The organism is Chitinimonas violaceus, from assembly GCF_052601015.1.
In genome coordinates, this window is record NZ_JBQXDJ010000036.1 from 1,342 (window position 1) to 21,614 (window position 20,273).

A 20,273-nucleotide genomic window follows, 5' to 3' on the forward strand; every position below is an offset into this window, starting at 1 on the left:
TGCCGCTGACGCGGCCCGGCTATTTAATGTCCACCCGTCGACGGTAGCTAGACTACTAGCCAAGAGCCTAGCATCAGGCATGACAAAAGCCTAACGTGCTTTAAATTCCGTTTTCTGAGGCGACGCCTTCTCGCTGGCCAGGCCGGTACTGACCACGGGCGACAAGATCGGGGCACGCATGGCCTTCAAGGATGCTTACAACCGGCTGGTACGAGAAAACAGGGAACGCGGTCAATCGGTGCGCTGGGTAGCATCGCTCGGTTGGGACGAGGTACGACGAGAGCAGGCCCTGTGCCTGGCCAGGGAGCGGGGACGCCTCTCCGCGAAAGACGTGGCGGGGTATCTGGTGGGACCGGCAGTGCTGCCCACTGCCCTGCTTGCGGCACCGGCTACGCTCAGCAAAGAAAAGCTTGCGCACAACAAGCGGCACCTGGAAGGCGTCATGGCCATCCTGGTAAATGGTCAGAAAAAAATGGCCGCGCAGCGTGAGCAAGCCGCCAATGCCGAGCGGTTCGAGTTTGAAACCAGACGCGCCGCCTACTTACGGCAAGTGGAACGATGCCAACGGGAACGACAAGCTGCAGTGCATCAGGTTGGGTAACGCACTTTCCACATAAATGCCGTTTAAGGCGATAGAACCATTTTGTTACACATTGCTAGCAGACAAGGGTTCTGATGCCTTCCATACCTGTTTATGTGCCATCTGGCGCTATGCAAGGCGTTGGCAGGGATCGTGTCTGCTGCTCAGGGTTTGCCACCCAGATTCCCCATTTTGCGCTCATGCGGCAAAAGTCAGCAGATCTTCTGCCCGTTGCACGGCAAAGCCGCGCTGGCAGGACGCACTTGGACACCCCTAAAAATGGCCCCGAAACTCGCCAAATTGTGTGCCCTTAACTCGCGTCAAAATACCCCCACACCAGACGCACCACCTTGTGGTTCCTAACGCGTTGAAGTATAAGGGATTCAGGTGTTAACAGTTGTTATCAGTGTTAACACTTTCGGTCTTAAGCGCATGAATAAAAAAAGCTATTTCTGTTAACAGGTGTTAACACCATGACGCGTGCCGATAGCGTGAGCTTGTCTGGACAAGCTAAAGGCAATTTCAGGTGCGATATGGGTCATCCTGGCGGGAGCGATGGAGGATGCCCTTGCTGGGTGTGCGTGCCATCTGGATTTGTGCAAACCGATTGTGCCACGCCGCAGCGCTCCAGGTGCTGCGCGACGCCGCTATCCAGCCCCTGAATGCTGCACCCTGGGAGACCATCGGGGTGTATACACCGTAGACAGGGATCGCCTTTAGGAATCAATCGATTAAACGCGAAATGTAAACATCGTATACAGCTGTATACAGGCACATTCCTTTAAATTCAGTGACTTACAGCCCGCAAAGCGGTGCGTCTGGTGTGGGGGTATTTTGACGCGAGTTAAGGACAAACAATTTGGCGAGTTTCGGGCCTACTTTTAGGGGCAGTCCAAGTGCGTCCTGCCAGCGCGGCTTTGCCGTGCAACAGGCAGCTAATTGGCAAAGTAATGCATGTCCTGGCAACACCGGGGCAAATATGGGCCAGACCAGGAATAGCCGCGATAGTAGGCAGCCTGCACCGTTTCCACGGAAACATAGCGCAAAGGCTTCGAAAGCCTATCTTGCCACACCCCTACATTGCATGGGTTTTTGATGCCGTGCATGCCTGTTTATGCGTCATGAATGGCTATTGGCACCGGGTTAGCGGGTAATGCTGGTCCGTTGTGAGGGACGCGAGTGGAAGCATTAAAGCCTTGTCCCAGGTAGCGCTGCTTTGTCCCACTTAGGTGGGACAACTTTTCTGCTTATGAATCAACGATGTCCCAGTTGTCCCACTTGTCCCGGGTAGAAATCATTACGTGCGAGACAAAAAAATAGCGAGGTACGTACAGACGAAAAAAGTCTGCACGCGCTCGTGCGTGAAAGTGGGTGGGACAAGTGGGACAAACGGGACATCCCCGTCAATACTGGGTTTGGCGTGTCCCACCTAAGTGGGACAAAGCAGCGCTACCTGGGACAAAACGCTGTTTCTGTCACCTTTGGGCTGGCCGCAGACAGGGGCGAAGATAGCGAAAACCTGTTTTTGTTCCGGGTTCTAGCAATTTGTTCCGGGTAAACCGGGGAGTGTTCCCACAACCCGGAACAGACTATCTCTCTGATTTATTTCCTATTTATCTCTTTTGTTCCATGTGTTCCGGGTGTTCCGGGTTGTTTTCACGCACATGAGAGGAATAAAAAAATTACCCGTCTCAGGGGTGTTTATTAGTGCGTGCGCACACATAGGCGCGTTAGACCCGGAACACTCGGAACACCCGGAACAACCCAGTAATGACGCGGGTTTGCTATTTTCAGAACCCGGAACAAAGACATGAGAACCCGGAACAAATTGCTAGAACCCGGAACAAACATGCGTTTCGCATCAAAACTGGGGAAGAAATCGTGGCCTGCAATCATCAGCAGGCCATTGTAACGCAGAATGGCAGCCTGCCTTCTTCTGGGGTGGGTTGTTGCACCGTTGTTGCTGTTGCCTTAACGAAATCGCCTTAGCCTAGCGGCAGAGGGGGGTCCAAATCACCCGCAATCAAAACAACCCAGGAAGGACCCATACCCTGGCCCTCCCCTTGCAACGCCTGCAACATGTAGTGAGCAGCGAGCAATCCCCAACAACGGGGAAGGGGGTAACACTGCTTACTTTGCCAAGTCAGATGCCAAATGCTTAATGTGGGATCGTCACAAGTTTCTAATGCTTTGCAGAAACTTCAGAATCGATACCGTTAAGGCACTTGGTGATTTCGGGATTAAACTTTACGTACACAACGGCATCATCAAATGACACTTTGAAGTCATCAATCACAGGAAAAGACAGCGTTCTGTTTCCCGTTTGTGAAATAACTCGGTGACGGAGAAGTAGATTAAAGTTTGCCGCCATGAGACCAAGCGTTTCAAGTCGTCTAGCTATAGGAAGTGTGAACAAGCCCGGTTGCTCCACCATCATTACACTGGGTGGCCATTCGATAACGGAAGTAATTTCTGGATTCCAATCGCCATCTAGATTCCGGTATATGGCAAGTGTTACTACCGTATCTATCAATGCCTGGTGGATTCCCAGCGATTCAAAGTAATGCTGATATCGCTTCTGCAATCCTGGGTCGCTTGGACTAACAGAGAAAAGTGGACCTGCCTGCGTTGAAGGTTCACTTACAAGTGAGTCTGCAATGATATCTCGGCCATTTTCTATGGCGGTAAAGCTCAATTTGTTCAGAGCAAGGTGGCCATATCCAAACTCACATAGGCGTGCAACAAGTTGCTCCAGATCTACAGGGCGGTAATCTGCTGTCTCTGGAGAACTGAAGGGCGCTACACTTTTTGCGGCCATCTTCATAGCAGCGCTATTGTTGTAGGAGAATGCCCTTGCCAGTGCTTCATACCAATGGCTGTGCTTCACGCCTACGATCTGACGGTAGGCGCTCTTTTTGAGTGCGTGGATAGTATCGATGTGGAAATGAATTGCAGTCATAGCAACCCCATTGCTTTATGGACTACATATCGGCGATTCCATGTGTCCCAAGTCAATAGGAGCTACGTGCAAGCAGGAAAATACTGACCATATTTAACCCGCCGACAGGTTTGGGTGGCACCCTTATGCGCAACAGTAAAGCTACCCGCTTCGTTTCGCAAGCTATGAGTCCAACCATTTTGTTCATGAGCAGCCGCCACATTTTCCCATGGGAAAATTTGCAGGACGCCCTTTCTATGAAATTGCGTGTCATCAACCTTGGTGCACAGGCGCTGCCCTGCTTTCTCCCACCGGTAAATCGGCGGTAATTCGTGCCGGGCTATCATTTTCCCATGGGAAAATTTTTAGAGCGACACCCGAGAGAAGGCATTCGCCCTACATCTCGAAGTCGCTGCTGACTTCATCTTGATACTGGTTCTGCTCTGCGATTGCTAAGGCTTCGTCAATATCTGTGAAAGCCGAAACACGCTCACCATCCTGCTCAACCCAGCAGAACGTTACTTCGCCCTGGTCGGTCAGGACCTCACCTTCAACGACCGTGATACCTCCTGCGTATCGCTCGACGATAGTCCGGCTGACAATGTGTCCGGTTGTCATTGCTTGTCTCCCATTTGGATAGGATGGCTACGTGTATTGCGCTGCTTAAGCTGACTCGCAGTCAGCAAATTTTCCCATGGGAAAATTTCTAGGACGTCCGCTTGATGGGAGCAAGTTTTGACGGGCGCTTCATTGCGTTAATCCAACGGCTGATTGTCGGTGGCCATACCGGCCACACATTTTCCCATGGGAAAATTTTTGGCTTTCCCACCCATGAGAGAGTGATTTATCGATCTTTTGTCGTGACTAAGCCGGACACCAAATGCTCCAGCTGTGTTTCGGAACGTTCCAACTCTGCCATGATTCTTGCCATCCGCTGCAGTACCGCTTCTGTTTGGCGTTGCTGGTTCATGATCTTGCACAAACGTTGCCCTGTCTCTTTATCCCTCAGCCGGACACGTTCCTGGAAATGCACACCTTTACTGCCTAACTGGGTTACCTTGGAAGTAGCGGACAAGTTTCTTTGGAAGAGGCTAAAAAGTGATTGCCAATGGCGAACTAAACGAGCGCTTCAAATACGCTGACGTTAGCGCCTGAGTGGAGATATTACTTTGACCTATTCGACCAGCAATCAACACAACGCCAATACAGCGGCGTCAACTATGGTGGAACTTAGTCTAGTAGGACACGCCAAACATGATTGTTGAATGCTTCCATTGTCGCCAGTATGTTGATGCCCAGGAGGCAGGCTCATATTGGCGGAACTACAATGGCCTAGGGCCTGCTAGACGATACACATTGCTTAGATGCCCTACATGCCAGGAACCTATCCTTGTTAGCCAAACCAATATTGGCAACATAGCTGATGGTGACATTTGGGATACACCAGTTATTGTTTTCCCCGAAAGTGATATTCGCGTAAATCCAATAGCTCCTCGTGAAATTCGCACAGCATTTGAGGAAGCTTGTACATGTTACAGGGCACAGGCTTATACAGCATCGGCAATCATGTGCCGAAAGACACTCGAAGGAATCTGCATTGTTCACGGTATCAACGAACGAAACCTTCAATCTGCGATAAAGAAAATGAAGGAACAGTCGTTGATAGATGACCGATTGTATGAATGGTCTGATGTCTTGCGAATTGTTGGAAATGAAGCGGTACACGATGTCGGCGTCGTCCTCTCGCAGCCTGATGCCAAGGACACGATTGAATTCACAAACGCAATTCTGGACTATCTGTTTTCGTATCGAGACCGCTTCGAACAGTTCAAAAGACGGCGCTCTAGCAAATAAAACCCAGGAATAAGGTGCAAAGTTCGCATCAAGTACGCACCCCTACGCGCGAACCGGCGTAGTGCGAACTCTCACGCTGCGAACTCCAGGGGTTTGGTTGATCTGGTAAAAGCAGGACGGCTCATCAACGCCAATGCAGTTACCGGGTAGACATATCCAAGCCATTGATCACATTGAAACGATGGCTAATAAACCAGTCCGCTGCAATTTGCGCTTCCTGTTTGCCACTTAAGTTCATCGAGATATTGCGCTCTTCTCCGGCATCGACAATCAAGCTGTGCGTGTAAACATAGATGTCTGTATTAACCGGTTCAATCTCCAGCAGTTCGAAGCGCACTTTCATGCTGGGTATATAAATGCTCAGACAGTTCTCAGGGGCAGCGTTAAAGTTCAGCAATGCATCATCCAGTTTCAAGTGGCGGGATACTCCTGCCAAAGAGGAGCACTTGACTACCGAGCTGTACGCTTCATCCAGCTTTCGGGCGCAACGTTCGCATATCGTCCTGCCATTGCGTTCAACTTGCCTGCTGCGGCTGGCCACCTTACAGACAGGGCACAGCCAGGCAATCAAGTCACGGCTACCCAGCATGGCTTGCAGTCGCTTCGTTCTATCATCGTCCGCCATAACTTGATCCTGTTCCGTTAATGCAATCACTTAACTGACTTAGGTCTATCGCTGCCCTGACAAAGGCCGTGCGATGTTACGCAGTAGGCTTCAATATCTGCCTGATTTTGTAATAGTCCGCGCCCGTCAAATCTAACTGCTGCGTAGAGCCCGGCACAGTGAAGTGTTCGAAAGAGTCATGAACATAGTTGGCGAATAGCTCCCTGGTAACAGGCAACACCATATTGGGGTTTGGCAACGCCCCTTGTTCACCTTTTCCCTGTTGGGTGCGAGCCAGCATACTCAGCAATAAAGACATCTTCCGCAGTGCTTCTCCATTCGCGGCAAACTGAGGGGACTTGGCTTTGGTGTCTGCATCAGTCTTGGCCAAGCCAGAGTCGATCCAGGACCAATACTGCTTGCTGTGCGTTTCAAAGTGACTTTGCACGGAGCCGGAAGGCTTCACGGCGTTTATGTATTGAGTGAGAGTCTGGGATGTTTGTTTGGGTACATCAAATGAAGGTGAGAACACCTTGTCCCAATCATCAACCTCTTTCATCTCTTCAACAGACAACATTCTGAGCCCCGCGCCACGAGCCTCATCGAGCATCTGAAGTAACGCAACCCTCGCCAGAGTATTGGGTCTTCCTTGTGCCAAAAGGTCATACCCGCCACCTACATCGGCATGGGAGCCGGGATACACAATATGGCGAGTCTTACCATCCCCCACCGTTAACGAAAACGCGTGCCGCAGCTCATTGGCTGCCACAATATGGGTACACTTCTCGACATAGGGCGGTAGAGTCGTTTTGATTAACCCTGACATCAGATTATTCGCCGGCAACCCAACCGACTCGACCGTATCAAAAACCCCTAGGAATTTGATATTGAGCGGTATCCCCTCGTAGCGGAGCTTATTGCCTTCCTTGGTGATCTTCTCCGAACCGGCCAACCAATGCATAAATGCCCTAGCCTCAGTCGCACCTCGTGAGAAACCAAATGCAGCCAGATTGATCGCGTCGAGACGACGTTTCTTCTTCCAGGTTTCAATCTGCAGAAACAGATCAAAGGTCGCTTTCTCCAGCCGCTGCGTGATGCCGGCTGCGACACCAAGACCTACCGCGCTTTCCCCTTCTTCCTTGTAGCCGAACTCTTCTACTTCGGTGTATAGGCCATGGTCGATTCGCACCCGCCGTTTCTCGTATCGATCTTTAAATTCGAAAGGCGTGCCAAGCCCTTCGTAATATTGGCGATGAATGCCTTTACCTTCATCGAATAGATGCGCATCAAATAATGCCGCGATATTGGAATGAGATTTAGGAAAGTCACGTTCACGATGATTACCTGTTCCATCAAAAAAGAAGCTGGTCCAAAGCCTCACGTGGCATGTTGGGCAAGCTGGCGAGCTAGTCACACGAACCGTATCAATGGCCCGCTTCACCATATTCTCAACTGATTGAATCTTTGGGGGTATTGCATTGGCCATTGCTATTTCACCCCATCGGTACGTTCATTTGGGCCATCTGTATAGATGCCGTCATATTCTTCTTCTTTCTTCAGCCCCAGCTCTTTGATTCTGGCTTCCATCAAATCACGTCTCGGCCACGTATAGGCAGTCTTAATTTCAACGACGACTTTTCTACCGGGCAGAATATGTACGACAGCGCTATTTGCCATATCAGGCCACCATTTTTCTACTGGTGCCTTGACGGTCACAGCCTCCCCTTTTGAAGGGTCAAGTGTCACGTCCACTGTTTTCACCCCAAGCGGTAGCACAATACAACACATCCCTCCCCCACCTTGCACACCGCCAATTTTGGCTTTTCTCAACGCTGTGCTAACGGTCTTTCCATTGATCTTTACAAATGCGAATGACTCTTGAGAGTAGTTGTAAGCTTTTCCGGTAATGCCACCGACCATTTCAGGTTCTTGGGCCTGGCAGCTTGATATCAACAACACCAATGTTGTCGTTTGTACGCTGGTACGCATGATGCGCATCAAACTCAGGTTCAAGTGGCTTACTTTCATTGCAGTTTCCCTTATTCCACTTCGCTAACCGCTAACCATTCATCTGATGTGACGTCATCCAGTGCAGATACGAAACTTGAATGACCTGCACGCACTTTCTCTAAAGCTGCAGCAAATGGTGATTTATTTTCAAACCCTGTTGGTAATTGCAAGCTTAAGGCGCAGTAAAGCGATAAATCCGGTCTGAGTTTCAAACCAAGGCTATTACCCTTTGAAATACGCTCATTAAGCAACGTGCGGATTTCACAGCCATTCATGCCTTTCAACAAGGTCTTATTTATCACTCTAATTTGGGTGGCCACAGTCCAAGGAAACATGGCTTCATCAAGCGCATTGATGTTTTCGCTCGTGAATTGGATTGCACCTTCCAATTGATCCGTCCTCTGGCGGACAATGGAAAACACCTCGCCACAGACATCGCGTACCGCCCATAGCCGAGCTGGGCCCAGCAAGCGATGGATCTGACCTGATGTCATCAATGGCCATAGCGCAGCGATAGACTGTGGTTCCTGAAACCGGAACAGAGCACCCGACCCATCGGGCATGACGACTTCACGGATATTGCGCAGATGATCGGAAGGGTCGTAATCCGCCACCAGGAAACTGGCAACATCCTGGTTGATGGCAAACTCTGTCAGCGTGAGCAAAGCTTCATTGCTTTGCGCTACTTCTGCCAGCACCGGTCCGGTCTTCGCAATCTCCTGCCCTTCCAGATCGTCATACAGATTAACCAGTTCGCCTTTGAAAACCCCCTTAGCGGTGAGTTGCTGTGCGTGCTCATCCCAATCTGGCAAGCTGGCTTGATCAATCAGTACGTAAAGGTGGAAATCTGCATCCGGTACTTTACTGGACTGCTGGCCACAAGCGGTCTGTAGCCAGCGCACCAGTTCAATGGGCGTGTGGGCATAGGTTGGATTGAGCTTGGTCATGGCGTTAAGTTAAGGGGATGAATGTGCTCTTATTGGCTGATGCTGCTTCCGCACAGGGTAGCTTCAGATCCGACTTTGTCCAGGTCGGTAAGGGGAAGGTCATGTTGGCCGGTGGAACAAAGGTGATCTTACTGGCCTGTATCCGCATCTCCCCGGGGCAGGCTGCTGTTATGCCGCCGTTTTCCAGGGTGATACTGGCCCCCTCTGCCGTGCGGATCACGATCTTCTTACCGGCGGCCAACGTCACATCCCCGCTTGCCGATTCGAGCGTGAGCTTGCCTTTGGATGCAATCTGCATCGCCCCGTCCTGAGCCTGAGCAAGCAAGTCCCCCTCTCCCACGATGATGCTCAGGCCCTGCTGCTCATCCTTCTCACCCTCAGCCAGTCCACCAACAACGCTGACGCCCTGGTTGGCATCAATACGCAGCTGATTGCCTGTCATCAGGTGCAGGTGTCTACCAGCTAACCAGGACTGGGTTTCGTTGCTGAGCATGAACGCATTCTCACTGGCAGTGATGATGCCACCACGGGCGGCCAGCAGAATGATCGGGTCGGTCATCGCCGGTACCGTACCCGGTGTTTTGGTGCTGTTGGGCTTGGCTTTGATGTTCTTGTCGCCTGCATCCGAGAGCGCTTTGCCCACGTCTTCGGCATCAACCTGTCCTTGCACCGCATGCAGAAAGGCAGGAATCGGGCTGCGCTTGGGATCAAGGCTGCAATATTCCGATCGGGTGGTGCCCAGCTGGCTCGCTGCCGCGATGCCCTTATGGGTGGCGGTAGTCTGGCTTAACGCCTGAGATAGTTGCTGTGCCTGCTTGACCAGGGCCAGCGGTCCAGCCAATTCACCTGCCGGTTCATGGGTGTTGTTGTCGTGGCGGATGCTGTAGCTGGTCAGCAACCAACCCCGGCCAGCACGCAATGCACCATAGGCATCAGTACGCAACTCCACACCTTCACCACGGAAGCTGCCCCGGTAATTGTCGGCACGGTGAATCAAATGGCCCATGTTCAGCTGGCTGCAGGCTTGGGTGGTGGCCAGCTGCACCGCGAGCTGATTATCGCTGTCGTCGAACAGCAGCTGGTTATAGCCATTGCCATCAAGCGACTGACTGCGGATGCCCAGCAAGGCGCCGGCATGGCGGTGACCATCGTCGCCAGGCGCGGCGCCATGCCAGACCGGGCTGTTCCCTCCTTGCAGATTGCCTTGGCCCGAAGGGTTGCGGTCGTTGGCCTGATTGAACACCTTGGTGTCAGGCGGGGTGAAGTTAGCATTGCTGTCGCGCGTTGTACGGGCTGGCGAGTAAGTAGCATCGCCTTCGCCCACGCCCGTATATTGGCTGCCAATCACAATCGGCTGGTCGATATCCCCATTCAAAAAGTCCACCCAGACCGCATGACCAGGGCGTGGCGTAAATTGCATACCGCGAGTGGCGCCGGCAGTCCGTTGCATCACCCGCATCCAGCAGGTGTCCGTATCGTCCGGTGCTTCGCCCAGCTGCCAGGGGAAACGCACCTTTACCCGTCCGAGCCGGTCGGTATGGATCGGGCCATCGCCCACCACGACGGCAGCCAGTGGGCCAGGCACTGCACGCTTGGCGTGGAATAGCGGCCGCCACGGCAATTCCCAGCGCAGCAGCTGGCTCAGGTGCACAAACCCCTTGGTTTCGGCGGCTTCAGCAAAGCCACTGAAGTCGGTGGGGGATTCGCGCCAGACAATGTTGTGGATCTCATCCTGCAAACCCAGCCGCTGCAAGGTGTAATCGAACCGGGTGGCAAACTGCTTATCCTTGCCCAGGCGGGAGGCAACGGTTTCCTTGGCGGCCTTGGGTAGGTTGTTGATGCCGGCAAAGCGCTGGGCGCAGTGCAGCAGCTTTGGATCACCATCGCGCGGCTCACCAAATAGACGGTTGTTGTACTGGGTAAGGGTAAAGTGCCGTCCCGGTCGGAGACTGCGCACGGTGCCTGCCGCCCGGAGACTTTCCTTGTAGCAGTTCAACACGTCGGCAATCAGATCCACACGGGCCTGAATCAATGCCTGCGTCGTCAGGTGCGCCCCCGACATCGGTAAGAATTGTTCCACCCCACTGGTTTCACCTGCACTGGCAGTGACCGAATACCGCCCTGTGTCATTCCAGGCTTGCGCAGTCAACACGGCTGGACCATCGCCGTAGTAGCCCTGCAGTAGTTGGAAGATCGTATCCTGCTCTTCCACGCTGCTGTCGCCATGAAAGCGGATGCCACGGCCGCCAAGGGCGTGCAGGGAACTGCTGTCTTCCAGCAGTTGTTTCGAGTCCCCAAAGATCACCAGGCGGTGCTGGGCAGCCACTCCCATCTCCTCATCGGCCTCGCCTTTCTCTTCGAAAAAGAAACCCAAACCTGCGTTGGCCAGCAGGCGGCGGATGAAGACATAGTCGCTTTCGCGGTACTGGACGCAGTAGTGCAGTGGCGTGATGGCCAGCTCTTCCGCCTTGGCGTCATTGGTGGCTTGCCACACCACAAAAGGCGCATAGGGTTCCAAGACTGCCTCGACGATATCGAGAATGGAGCGCTGCTGAAACACCCGGCTACGCACATTTTTATGCGCATACCAAAGCCCGGGCACGACGACCAGCTTGTAACGGGCCAGGCCACCATCCCCCGTGTCGTCGCTGGCTTCAGCGATATAACCGGTACGCTTGCAGCGCGAGCCATCGGACAGGCTGATTTCCAAGGCGACCTGCAGCCCCAGCAAATCACCGAGATCGATATAGGCATCGGTAGAGAGGCAACTGATTTCCATGACCGGCATCGTCGATAGCGCCTCGATGCCCAGAAAGGCTTCGACCAGTAGCTTGTCGTCGGGCAGGCCCGCCACCTTGATGGCAAAGAGCCGGGTATACGATTCGAAGAGCGCTGTGGGGTCAAATAGCTCGACAAATGCCTTCGGCAAGTCGGCAGGCGACGGGGGCATGGGGTTTCCTCATTGGGTAGACGGCTGACGGTTTACCGCGCTCGTTCTAGTTATATGCGCCCGCAGTGTAAGGCGTGGGGAATCACCGCAACAATGTTACTTATGCGCTGCATGACCCGGAATGGGTCAATCTACCCATGACCGTTAACTTGCTTGGTGGATCTGGAAAATAAGGCGGTTCAGACCGCTGGCGCGCGCTCGTATCCCCGCCACGCCCGCGCACTAGATAGGGCGGTTTTTATGCAGGTGCATGATGGGTTGTAATCCGCGTCATTACTGGTGCGGAAAGGGGTTTACAAGGTGAAAAAAATCATGCGTTTTCATGCAGTCTAGGCATGCAAAAAGAAGAGTGGGTTCTGAAATATGCGTTTTTGCGTGCATTCGTTCATACGTGCATTCTTTTTTTCGTAAAAACGTCTCTACGGTATCTTTACTTTTCGTACAGCAAGAGAACAAATAGACAAGTACATTTGCGTGCTTTCTACCTTGCGTGCTTTTTGCTTTTCATAAAAACCAATACTTCTTATTTGATCTCTCCACAAGCCTCATCTCACATACAAATGCGTGCTTGCGTGCTATTTTTTTTTCGTAAAAACGTCTTTACTTTTTTGTTACATATCGTGCTAGCACAATAAATAACCATGAACGATAGAGATTAGCGTTCTGGCATAAGGACAAATGACTAACTGCTTAACTAAGCGTGTTTGCGTGCTTTTTATCTTGCGTGAAAACGTTTTTGGTATATATTTACCTATCGTCAAAGCACGGAAAGCGCGGAATAATGAAAATCATCGTTATAGCGAGCCAGAAAGGTGGCGCCGGGAAAACCACCTTGGTGGCACATCTTGCAGTGACAGCAGAACAGGAAGGAGTTGGGCGTACCGTTCTCATCGACACTGACCCTCAAGGCAGCCTAGCGGCATGGTGGAATTCTCGGAAATCTGACACCCCAGCTCTGGCTTCCTCCACTTTGGCTGAACTACCAGCCAAGCTTGAGGCACTTTCCAATGCAGGATTTAAGTTAGCAGTGATTGACACCCCACCGGCCATTACTAACGCAATACGCGATGTGGTGAAGTTGGCCGACCTAGTTCTAATTCCGACAAGACCTAGTCCACACGATTTAAGAGCTGTAGGCAGCACCGTCGATATTGTCCAAGAAGCCGGCAGACCATTCGCATTTGCCGTAACACAAGCAAAACCTACAGCCAAGCTGACACTACAAGCTATAGCTGCTCTTTCATTGCATGGTGCCGTAGCTCCCGCAATCATCCATGACCGTGTGGATTATGCCGGCTCGATGGTGGACGGACGTACTGTAGTCGAAGTAGATCCAAAGGGGCGTAGCGCTGAAGAAATGAGACAATTGCTTGCTTTCGTGCTTGAACGAATGAACGCAAAAACGAAACGCAAAAAGAAGGAAACTGTGTAATGTCTGCAAAAAAACTTACCACTGACCTATCCGGTCTAGTCTCCACCAAGGGCAACGCCGTACCTGTTGCCAATGTACCAACGCGCAGCGCGGCACCAGCAGAACATGAAACTGAGGAAAACAATGTTCCCCTGAACTTTCGAGTTACAGCCGAACTACGCCGTAGATTCCGCATGTTTGCTGCTGCGCATGACTTGAAGCTTAACGAGTTACTACGCCTCGCTTTTGATGAGTATGAAAAAAAACATCAGCGGTCTTGATTTAAGAACTAAATAGGGCAGGGTATGGCAGACCAGGAACGTGTGAGCCGGAAGGACAAGGGCCCCAAACAGGTAAAGGACACCATAGGGGAGGCTTTGAACAAGCTCAAGTTGGCACATGACGCAATCCGCCAGAAGCGAATTGACGCCATCATTCAGCCCGGAGAGTCACAACAAGAAGCCGCCGACCGACTACGCAAGCAGGAACAGCTTGAGTCTCAGAATAGGGCGGAGCATCACCCAAAAGCACCCACTTCTTCTGCGTCAATTCGAAAGCCACCCAAGGGGGATGAACAATCTGACTTCTTCATCCCGACCCTTTATGACGTCGGCACCAGAGATAGCCGCAGTATTATGGATGTTGCAGTATTTCGTTTATCGAAGAAGGACCGAAGAGCAGGGGATGTAATCCGCTATGAACTACCAGATGGTCATGTAGAGGTTTCAGCCGGCCCAGCTGGCATGGCTTCAGTATGGGACTACGACTTAGTGTTAATGGCTGTTTCTCACCTCACGGAAGCGATGAATCGCTATCGTGAGGGAAGAGGCGAGAAACCCGGTCGCGTATTCAGGCCCCATGTTGCAGATGTGCTCAAGTTCTGCCGCAGAGCTGATGGGGGGAAGCAAAAGGACGACTTGCTAGAGACTTGCCTCCGCCTGAATACAACTCACGTTTCCATGCAACGAACCAGGAAAGCCAAGAACGGACGTACAGTCACTATATCCGAGGGTGAAGCCCTGATTAGCCGATATAAGGTAATTAAGGGCGAGAATGGTCGACTGGAATATATCGAGATCGAACTAGCCGATTGGATGTTCCGTGAAGTTGTGGACGGTAAAAACCCCGATGTCCTTACCGTGCACCCCGATTATTTCCTCATTGACCCTGGCATAGGTAGATTCCTCTACCGCCTTGCCCGTCGGGCTGCTGGCAAGAGCAATGCTAAGTGGTCCTTCCAAACAATCTACGAACACAGCGGAAGTGCAAGCGCGTTTAAAGAGTTTTGCCGAATATTGCGCAAAATTATTGATTCCAACGACCTACCAGAATACGACTTGCGGGAAGAAGCCGGACAGAAAGGCCCGCAATTATTAATGACTCACCGCTCGACCGTAACACTAAATCCTGCCAGCTCAGATGGTGTGTAATGTACGGATGGAAAAGAGTACCAAAACACTCTAATACGAGCTTTAGCCTTGTATAGGTTCAACTATCTGTTTGCAGCTAGCCCGTACTTTACACACCATAAACCGTACTTTACACACCTAGTAGCGTACATTACACACCCGAAACCGTACATTACACACCCGAAACCGTACATTACACACTAAACTCCGTACATTACACACTTAGCAACCTAGCAAGGGTTTGATATACAAAAGAAAAAAGCCATTTTTTCTGCCTAAAACGTATTAAATCTTACTTAATACTCTAAAACCTTCCATCATTGAGAACATACTGTCCGAAACCGGTCGATTTCGGACAGGTAACTGCGACTATGTACGTAAAAAAGCCTTTGCGCAATACGGACATATGAATTAATGTGTACATCGATTTCGTACACATAAGAAGCTTTGGAACCATGTCCCGTATCTTCATCTATGCCCGTGTCAGTACTGCAGACCAGACCACCGATAACCAACTACTAGAAATTGAATCAGCCGGCTTCGCTATCAACGACCGGCGTGTGGTGACCGAGTGCATTAGTGGCAGTGTGGCTGCAAACGAGCGTCCCCAATTTGCCAAACTGCTGGACCGGTTAGAGCCGGGTGATGTGCTGGTTGTGACCAAACTGGACCGACTGGGACGTAATGCCATGGATGTGCGCTCAACGATTGAACGACTGGCTGCCGATGAGATTCGCGTTCATTGCTTGGCGCTTGGGGGAATGGATCTGACCAGCGCAGCTGGAAAGATGACCATGGGCGTACTCATCGTAATGGCCGAGTTTGAGCGTGATCTACTCATTGAGCGGACGCAATCGGGGCTGGCCAGGGCCCGGGAAGAAGGTAAGCGTCTGGGGCGTCCACCGACTTTAACCAAGGAACATCAAGCAGAAGTTTTGCATCGTCTCTCAGCTGGGGAATCGGTCTCTCAGCTGGCAAGAGACTATCAGACAACCCGTCAGTCCATTATGCGAATTAGGGAAAGAGCGAGTACCACTTAGCCACCAATTCTCGCTCGAAACCAATGACAAAAGCCTAAGCCGGATTTGTGTGTGGCACCTTAAGAACCTGGTTTGATGAACCGGGGCCACTCTTAGCGTGTACCAAGTAACGCGTCTATACAGGCGTGATACCCGTCATGAGGATACGAAGGCCAGTCCGGCGGCCTGCAAAAGCCAGGTCGCCTATCCCTCTCTGAAAAACGGGAATACCACAGTGTGTTCAAAGGAAATATCCAGCCTAAAAGCCCAGTTTGTTTAAACTGATCATGTGTTATATCAATGAGGCAGTTATTGAGTTCTACCCACGCATGGGTCTGTTGTATTCCGAGATCAGGATGGCCGTTTGCACATACATAAGTCCCATTTAAGCCGAGCTCATCCTCTAGTATACGACCGACGATTTCCGCTGCCGGTCCGCATGCCCCAGTTGGAAAGCCTTCGAACATGGAGCCTCTCGACAATGTAAGGCTTGCTAAGCCTCGCCTGCAGGCCCCAACTGTCACTTTAAGTACTTCTGAATCTGAGATCACTTGGCGTCCTCCAGGCACCCCGACCATCAAACCAATGAATAAAGGCTAACCCGGTTTTTGACATTCGCAGTTCCAAAGGGAGTTATATGGAAACGTATAAAATAAGGGTTAAGGATGGTCGTATCATTGCCGGGTATGCGATTGATCGTGACAGCGCCCGGCTACAAATCATGCCCGGTGTATATATGGCCACATGGCAAGGGATCGCATTCCAACAGAATCCAACACAACGGACAGCGCTTAGACTTACAGGTGCTGACAGCCGTGGTGGTGACCTTCTAGTTTTGAAGGAAGAATTCCTTGAAGAGTTTGCAGATTTCCCAAATCTCGCTCCAACTAGCATGTTCGAAGTGATCAAATAAGTCCATGCGACCACTTATGTGCCGATCAGCCGTTTCCTTCGTATTCGTATTTTTCTTCGTAGATGGATTCGTACAAAATCTTGAACTTCATGCGAGGAAGTTTTCCTAGCAACTCCTTATGCAAAGACTTGTTGGTGTCAGAGTTAGGGAATTGAACGAGTACGACTTCCTGGCCAGCTTTAAGGACTTCATTTACTCCCAATAGGTGGCCGCTGACTTCATTGCGATCAAGACCTAGCATATCCATTGCTGCATGAATGTAATTTCCATGTGGTGCGATAACCTCCTTGCCGTCTATGAGAACATGGAAGCGCTTGATAACAGCTGGACCGATACCTCTGTTCTCAACACTGTACTCGATTGGGTGATTACCAAATTCTTTCCTGTAGATCCCTAAAAATGGCCGAACGCTAAGGCGATTATGCTCTCTGGCCAATTCTGCTTGCTTTTTGGCCACATAAAACGAACAGAGAGCAATAAGCGCGGCCGAGGCTGCGATGATGTCGCTTGTTGTCACGAATTTCTCCTTCTCAGGACTCCTCGACAATTCAGCATGTCACCTTGCTCTGCCAGTGAGGGGATGTTCTTCTTTCTACTACACTTAGTCGCCTTGTACACCCAACGCTATTTACACGTATACGACAGTCACGCAATCTACCGTCGCCACACAACGAGCAGGTCCTACAAACGTCATGACTTAGTTGGAGGGATGACAGATGAGAGGAAAAATAACCTGTCTGTTTACAGGTGCTTCAGACGGTAGTTTTGAATTGACAATCTCTAGTATGGCTTGTCGAGATCAGTTGGCATTTATTCGCGAAACTTGGCTTGCACAAGGCGATGATGGCGATATGTTGGTCATGCAAGGCCCTGTTCAATGGAACGGACCGTGGCGAACCTATCACCAGGATATCTACGAGAAAGCGCCAAAAGAGGGAACAGGGTGCACTTATCAATACGTCCGCACGGAGTTAGTACACAGGTGCTCGCATGAATTGCAGGACAAAGGGAGACTGTGTCGGAACGCGGCGCAGTCAGGTAGAGAGTATTGCAAATTGCATTGATCGGAATTTTTTAATCTGAACACAGTCGTTAACGTGAGAAGAAAAGGCGCTCAAGGAAAACTTGGTGCTTGAGAATATCCCAATGGGCAGGTTTACCAAGCTCGAAATGGGTTTGCACTACACCCGCTAACATGTCTGCAAATTGAAGGTTGAGACAGTGACGGCTATCTAGCAGCGTAACTTCCAGGTGAGTAACAGCCCCTTTTTCGTACAAGGCCATTTCCATGTAGTGATCTAGCATCTTGCCGTGGGATACCTTGATCGACCTTGGATCTGGAATCAATACGACCCGATCGTGTTGCGCGAGCTTATCAAGCAGGAGTAGCTTGAGCATCCAGTTGTACAGTTTGTTCGGGTCAGCGCGGAGGGATTGCTGTACACGCTCTTTTGCCACAACTATGGCCCTGTACTCGATATCGGCATGCGTTAAAGCAAGCTTGCTCGCGGACCGTGCAAATGCCTCACGAGATACATCGGGCATGTCTACCCACTTCTTTTCGCGGGCAGTTTCCCACTTCCATGTCTTGTAAAGGTCACGGATTTTGCGTTCGGGGAGGTGATCCTTGCTTTCAGGTAGCAAGACAGCGGCTATGGTGAGGTAGCGACTGGAGCCACCCTGGCCATAAGCCTTGTCGAATGACCAGCCGAGGTCACCGCTCTCATCGACGTACACCAATAGCGCCAATCCCAATCCCCATAAAGCAGATGGCCTCGCAATAGCGAGGCCATCGGGAAACATGGGCAGACCCTGGAACTGACGCGCTTACAGCGCGCTTACGACGCCTTGCGGGTATCGCAGTTAACCCAGGCTTTACCTGCCAACGCAAAGTATACACCACTTGCTACCCCATTCAGCAAGGTATTTTGTCCCTGCTATGCCGTCTTTCAGATGCGACGAACGCACGAAATGCGGCAACCATTCTTAGCGGTGACAGAGACCAAAAGGCGGGTTTGCAAGTCTGCATCTAGCATGGGTCTACTGAGTTATAAATCACGCTTCTAAGCGGGCTTTCAGGGGCGTGGCAAAACACCACGGAGAGCACCACGAACGTGGCGAAATGCCACGCTCAACCGTGGCAAAACGCCACACACAATAAACAACCTCAATACACAAGTATTACTTCCTCACTTCGTTCGGAAGTGTCAGCCACGGCTGACGAGCTGAGAGCCGACTGTGCCAAAAGGTGTATCGCAGCACCCACCGCAAAACCAGGGATGATAGACCGCCGAACAGCCCGATTGCTGGAAATTGCCATATTTCTGACTTTGATAGTAGCGACTGGCTGACTGAATAGGGATTGCTGACGTATAACGCCGCATAGAAGGCGTTCAAACTGTGGTAGATAGGCAACCCCCAGCTTGATGGGTGCTTCAATGGCGTACTGGCCGTCTATACGCCTTGGTGACAACTTCCAGCCATCCAGGCTAAAGCGGGGAGGGTGGGGACCGAGCAGCGTTGCGCTCGTGCCGCTGAATGCTGCCGCACTTCGTCGGGGTCAAAACCCACCCCGAATTAGGGGTGGAAACTGCCGAATTGGGTAGGAAAAAACAGCCCAAAAAAGTTACAAAAAGTTACGGCAGTGAGAGGTAAATCCCCCCTTGTCTGCCTATGCCTCATACATTGCTAACCACCAATAATATCGAGACAGATAAAGCACTTGCCACCTTGTCGTTGGCACAAGAGAAAGCACAATCAGCGGTGCTGCCCGCAGAGCGTAACAGCACCTAGAAAAATGGAAAGGTTACGGTGGGTCAGTAGTGATGCTGGCCAGCTTGCTTTTCGTGCTCTTCTGCTACCGCATCCAGCCAATGTAGTCGGTAGCGCAACACCAGGACGTCCAATGCCCGGCAGTGTTTGCGGTGAATCTGCGTTAAACGCTGCTGGAAGGCTTCTCTTGCATCGCGATAGCCCAATGCCAGACGGGTTTCTGTTGTGTGGCCGATGAACGCTATAGGCATTTCCAAATCTCGCCAGGAATGGCCTTGTACGGTTACCACGAGCCGGTCATTGATCGTCACCCTGGCACCTAGGCTCAATGGCATAGCCGCCACTGCGTCAGCCAGCGAAGCCATGGGAAGGCCAGGGTCATCATGGTGATGGAATAAGCGGATATCACGCGCTGTTTTCAGGCTACTCATAGATGGCCAGACGGGAACGGCAGATGTTTAGACATCACCAAAGATATTTCTGGTCATCACCAGCCGCATGCTTGAGGTATGGGTAGCCAGATCAGTATCGATATGGACCGCAAACGGCTGTGCTACCTGCCAGATAGGAAAGCAGGAGGTCACCACCCCTCGTCCCTGCAGTGCAGTTTGGTTTCTGTCACGCTGCGCGGTTCCCACCACGCCCCAGTCTCCGGTGATATGCCGATCCAGTAAAACGGGAAGCGAGATAGCGTGCTTTCTGGCGTACCGCACCAGCTTAGAGGACACAAAAATCAGGTTGGTTTGAAGCGCAGGTAAGGGCATGTAGATACCAATAATGTGTTAGTAGCCTGTGAAAACAACACGTATGTATCTACAAGTGTATCTACCTTAAATCCAGTGCGTCAATACCCGTTTGTTCATACA

The 20,273-nt window shown here is 51.4% G+C and carries 20 protein-coding genes; 8 read left to right on the forward strand and 12 right to left on the reverse strand.

The features are described 5' to 3' along the window. Positions 1–178 precede the first annotated feature (178 nt). Both ACUHMQ_RS12770 and ACUHMQ_RS12775 read left to right on the forward strand, forming a co-directional pair. Entirely contained in the window at positions 179–601 is a 423-nt protein-coding gene (locus ACUHMQ_RS12770) for a hypothetical protein (RefSeq protein ID WP_445295848.1), read from the forward strand. Between the two features lie 541 nt (positions 602–1,142). Next, complete coding sequence (locus ACUHMQ_RS12775) at positions 1,143–1,283, forward strand: hypothetical protein (protein WP_445295849.1); 141 nt, start codon at positions 1,143–1,145, stop codon at positions 1,281–1,283. 1,479 nt (positions 1,284–2,762) lie between these two features. On the opposite strand, the gene ACUHMQ_RS12780 is transcribed toward ACUHMQ_RS12775, so the two are convergent. The 3 genes from ACUHMQ_RS12780 to ACUHMQ_RS12790 form a co-directional block, all read right to left on the reverse strand. Continuing rightward, the gene (locus tag ACUHMQ_RS12780) at positions 2,763–3,539 is read right to left on the reverse strand and encodes a hypothetical protein (RefSeq protein ID WP_445295850.1); all 777 of its coding nucleotides are present in this window, start codon (positions 3,537–3,539) and stop codon (positions 2,763–2,765) included. A 375-nt stretch (positions 3,540–3,914) separates the two neighbouring features. Further along, positions 3,915–4,136: a hypothetical protein gene (locus tag ACUHMQ_RS12785; protein WP_445295851.1), complete on the reverse strand. Its 222-nt coding sequence runs from the start codon at positions 4,134–4,136 to the stop codon at positions 3,915–3,917. A gap of 226 nt (positions 4,137–4,362) precedes the next feature. Next, the gene (locus ACUHMQ_RS12790) at positions 4,363–4,593 is read right to left on the reverse strand and encodes a hypothetical protein (protein ID WP_445295852.1); all 231 of its coding nucleotides are present in this window, start codon (positions 4,591–4,593) and stop codon (positions 4,363–4,365) included. 179 nt (positions 4,594–4,772) lie between these two features. On the opposite strand from ACUHMQ_RS12790, the gene ACUHMQ_RS12795 reads away from it, so the two are divergent. Continuing rightward, the gene (locus ACUHMQ_RS12795) at positions 4,773–5,372 is read left to right on the forward strand and encodes a DUF4145 domain-containing protein (RefSeq protein ID WP_445295853.1); all 600 of its coding nucleotides are present in this window, start codon (positions 4,773–4,775) and stop codon (positions 5,370–5,372) included. A gap of 139 nt (positions 5,373–5,511) precedes the next feature. Here the strand turns inward: ACUHMQ_RS12795 and ACUHMQ_RS12800 are convergent, their stop codons facing one another. From ACUHMQ_RS12800 to ACUHMQ_RS12820, 5 genes are all read right to left on the reverse strand, one after another. Further along, the gene (locus ACUHMQ_RS12800; protein WP_445295854.1) at positions 5,512–5,997 is read right to left on the reverse strand and encodes a hypothetical protein; all 486 of its coding nucleotides are present in this window, start codon (positions 5,995–5,997) and stop codon (positions 5,512–5,514) included. A 76-nt stretch (positions 5,998–6,073) separates the two neighbouring features. After that, entirely contained in the window at positions 6,074–7,462 is a 1,389-nt protein-coding gene (locus ACUHMQ_RS12805; RefSeq protein ID WP_445295855.1) for a T6SS phospholipase effector Tle1-like catalytic domain-containing protein, read from the reverse strand. Between the two features lie 2 nt (positions 7,463–7,464). Beyond that, positions 7,465–8,004, reverse strand: a complete 540-nt coding sequence (locus ACUHMQ_RS12810) for a hypothetical protein (protein ID WP_445295856.1) — start codon at positions 8,002–8,004, stop codon at positions 7,465–7,467. Between the two features lie 11 nt (positions 8,005–8,015). Then, on the reverse strand, positions 8,016–8,933 hold the full coding sequence (locus tag ACUHMQ_RS12815) for a DUF4123 domain-containing protein (RefSeq protein WP_445295857.1): 918 nt from the start codon (positions 8,931–8,933) through the stop codon (positions 8,016–8,018). Positions 8,934–8,937: 4 nt separating this feature from the next. Beyond that, complete coding sequence (locus ACUHMQ_RS12820) at positions 8,938–11,883, reverse strand: type VI secretion system Vgr family protein (protein ID WP_445295858.1); 2,946 nt, start codon at positions 11,881–11,883, stop codon at positions 8,938–8,940. Positions 11,884–12,664: 781 nt separating this feature from the next. Between ACUHMQ_RS12820 and ACUHMQ_RS12825 the strand changes: the two genes are divergently transcribed. The 5 genes from ACUHMQ_RS12825 to ACUHMQ_RS12845 all read left to right on the forward strand — a co-directional run bounded on the left by ACUHMQ_RS12825 (position 12,665) and on the right by ACUHMQ_RS12845 (position 16,635). Continuing rightward, positions 12,665–13,315 carry an AAA family ATPase gene (locus ACUHMQ_RS12825; protein ID WP_445295859.1) on the forward strand — a complete coding sequence of 217 codons (651 nt, stop codon included), beginning with the start codon at positions 12,665–12,667 and terminating at the stop codon, positions 13,313–13,315. Beyond that, on the forward strand, positions 13,315–13,575 hold the full coding sequence (locus ACUHMQ_RS12830) for a ribbon-helix-helix protein (protein WP_445295860.1): 261 nt from the start codon (positions 13,315–13,317) through the stop codon (positions 13,573–13,575). Before ACUHMQ_RS12825 ends, ACUHMQ_RS12830 begins: the two co-directional genes overlap by 1 nt. A gap of 24 nt (positions 13,576–13,599) precedes the next feature. Further along, positions 13,600–14,724 carry a replication initiator protein A gene (locus ACUHMQ_RS12835; protein ID WP_445295861.1) on the forward strand — a complete coding sequence of 375 codons (1,125 nt, stop codon included), beginning with the start codon at positions 13,600–13,602 and terminating at the stop codon, positions 14,722–14,724. A 434-nt stretch (positions 14,725–15,158) separates the two neighbouring features. Beyond that, positions 15,159–15,743, forward strand: a complete 585-nt coding sequence (locus ACUHMQ_RS12840) for a recombinase family protein (RefSeq protein ID WP_445295862.1) — start codon at positions 15,159–15,161, stop codon at positions 15,741–15,743. Between the two features lie 616 nt (positions 15,744–16,359). Next, positions 16,360–16,635, forward strand: coding sequence for a hypothetical protein (locus ACUHMQ_RS12845; protein ID WP_445295863.1), 276 nt, complete (start codon positions 16,360–16,362; stop codon positions 16,633–16,635). 25 nt (positions 16,636–16,660) lie between these two features. On the opposite strand, the gene ACUHMQ_RS12850 is transcribed toward ACUHMQ_RS12845, so the two are convergent. The 4 genes from ACUHMQ_RS12850 to ACUHMQ_RS12865 form a co-directional block, all read right to left on the reverse strand. Beyond that, a complete protein-coding gene (locus ACUHMQ_RS12850; RefSeq protein ID WP_445295864.1) occupies positions 16,661–17,152 on the reverse strand; it encodes a hypothetical protein in 492 nt (163 codons plus the stop codon). A gap of 575 nt (positions 17,153–17,727) precedes the next feature. Then, a complete protein-coding gene (locus ACUHMQ_RS12855; protein WP_445295865.1) occupies positions 17,728–18,438 on the reverse strand; it encodes a DUF3800 domain-containing protein in 711 nt (236 codons plus the stop codon). 1,013 nt (positions 18,439–19,451) lie between these two features. Continuing rightward, positions 19,452–19,838, reverse strand: a complete 387-nt coding sequence (locus ACUHMQ_RS12860) for a hypothetical protein (RefSeq protein WP_445295866.1) — start codon at positions 19,836–19,838, stop codon at positions 19,452–19,454. Between the two features lie 27 nt (positions 19,839–19,865). Further along, positions 19,866–20,171, reverse strand: coding sequence for a hypothetical protein (locus ACUHMQ_RS12865; protein ID WP_445295867.1), 306 nt, complete (start codon positions 20,169–20,171; stop codon positions 19,866–19,868). Between the last annotated feature and the right edge of the window lie 102 nt (positions 20,172–20,273).

What these genes read in the sequence shown, in the direction of transcription:
- ACUHMQ_RS12795 (WP_445295853.1), top strand. Translation starts at nt 4,773, where the DNA reads ATGATTGTTGAATGCTTCCATTGTCGCCAGTATGTTGATGCCCAGGAG.
- ACUHMQ_RS12855 (WP_445295865.1), bottom strand. Translation starts at nt 18,438, where the DNA reads ATGTTTCCCGATGGCCTCGCTATTGCGAGGCCATCTGCTTTATGGGGA.
- ACUHMQ_RS12820 (WP_445295858.1), bottom strand. Translation starts at nt 11,883, where the DNA reads ATGCCCCCGTCGCCTGCCGACTTGCCGAAGGCATTTGTCGAGCTATTT.
- ACUHMQ_RS12800 (WP_445295854.1), bottom strand. Translation starts at nt 5,997, where the DNA reads ATGGCGGACGATGATAGAACGAAGCGACTGCAAGCCATGCTGGGTAGC.
- ACUHMQ_RS12830 (WP_445295860.1), top strand. Translation starts at nt 13,315, where the DNA reads ATGTCTGCAAAAAAACTTACCACTGACCTATCCGGTCTAGTCTCCACC.
- ACUHMQ_RS12775 (WP_445295849.1), top strand. Translation starts at nt 1,143, where the DNA reads ATGCCCTTGCTGGGTGTGCGTGCCATCTGGATTTGTGCAAACCGATTG.
- ACUHMQ_RS12840 (WP_445295862.1), top strand. Translation starts at nt 15,159, where the DNA reads ATGTCCCGTATCTTCATCTATGCCCGTGTCAGTACTGCAGACCAGACC.
- ACUHMQ_RS12835 (WP_445295861.1), top strand. Translation starts at nt 13,600, where the DNA reads ATGGCAGACCAGGAACGTGTGAGCCGGAAGGACAAGGGCCCCAAACAG.
- ACUHMQ_RS12810 (WP_445295856.1), bottom strand. Translation starts at nt 8,004, where the DNA reads ATGAAAGTAAGCCACTTGAACCTGAGTTTGATGCGCATCATGCGTACC.
- ACUHMQ_RS12780 (WP_445295850.1), bottom strand. Translation starts at nt 3,539, where the DNA reads ATGACTGCAATTCATTTCCACATCGATACTATCCACGCACTCAAAAAG.
- ACUHMQ_RS12805 (WP_445295855.1), bottom strand. Translation starts at nt 7,462, where the DNA reads ATGGCCAATGCAATACCCCCAAAGATTCAATCAGTTGAGAATATGGTG.
- ACUHMQ_RS12825 (WP_445295859.1), top strand. Translation starts at nt 12,665, where the DNA reads ATGAAAATCATCGTTATAGCGAGCCAGAAAGGTGGCGCCGGGAAAACC.
- ACUHMQ_RS12845 (WP_445295863.1), top strand. Translation starts at nt 16,360, where the DNA reads ATGGAAACGTATAAAATAAGGGTTAAGGATGGTCGTATCATTGCCGGG.
- ACUHMQ_RS12865 (WP_445295867.1), bottom strand. Translation starts at nt 20,171, where the DNA reads ATGCCCTTACCTGCGCTTCAAACCAACCTGATTTTTGTGTCCTCTAAG.
- ACUHMQ_RS12785 (WP_445295851.1), bottom strand. Translation starts at nt 4,136, where the DNA reads ATGACAACCGGACACATTGTCAGCCGGACTATCGTCGAGCGATACGCA.
- ACUHMQ_RS12860 (WP_445295866.1), bottom strand. Translation starts at nt 19,838, where the DNA reads ATGAGTAGCCTGAAAACAGCGCGTGATATCCGCTTATTCCATCACCAT.
- ACUHMQ_RS12770 (WP_445295848.1), top strand. Translation starts at nt 179, where the DNA reads ATGGCCTTCAAGGATGCTTACAACCGGCTGGTACGAGAAAACAGGGAA.
- ACUHMQ_RS12815 (WP_445295857.1), bottom strand. Translation starts at nt 8,933, where the DNA reads ATGACCAAGCTCAATCCAACCTATGCCCACACGCCCATTGAACTGGTG.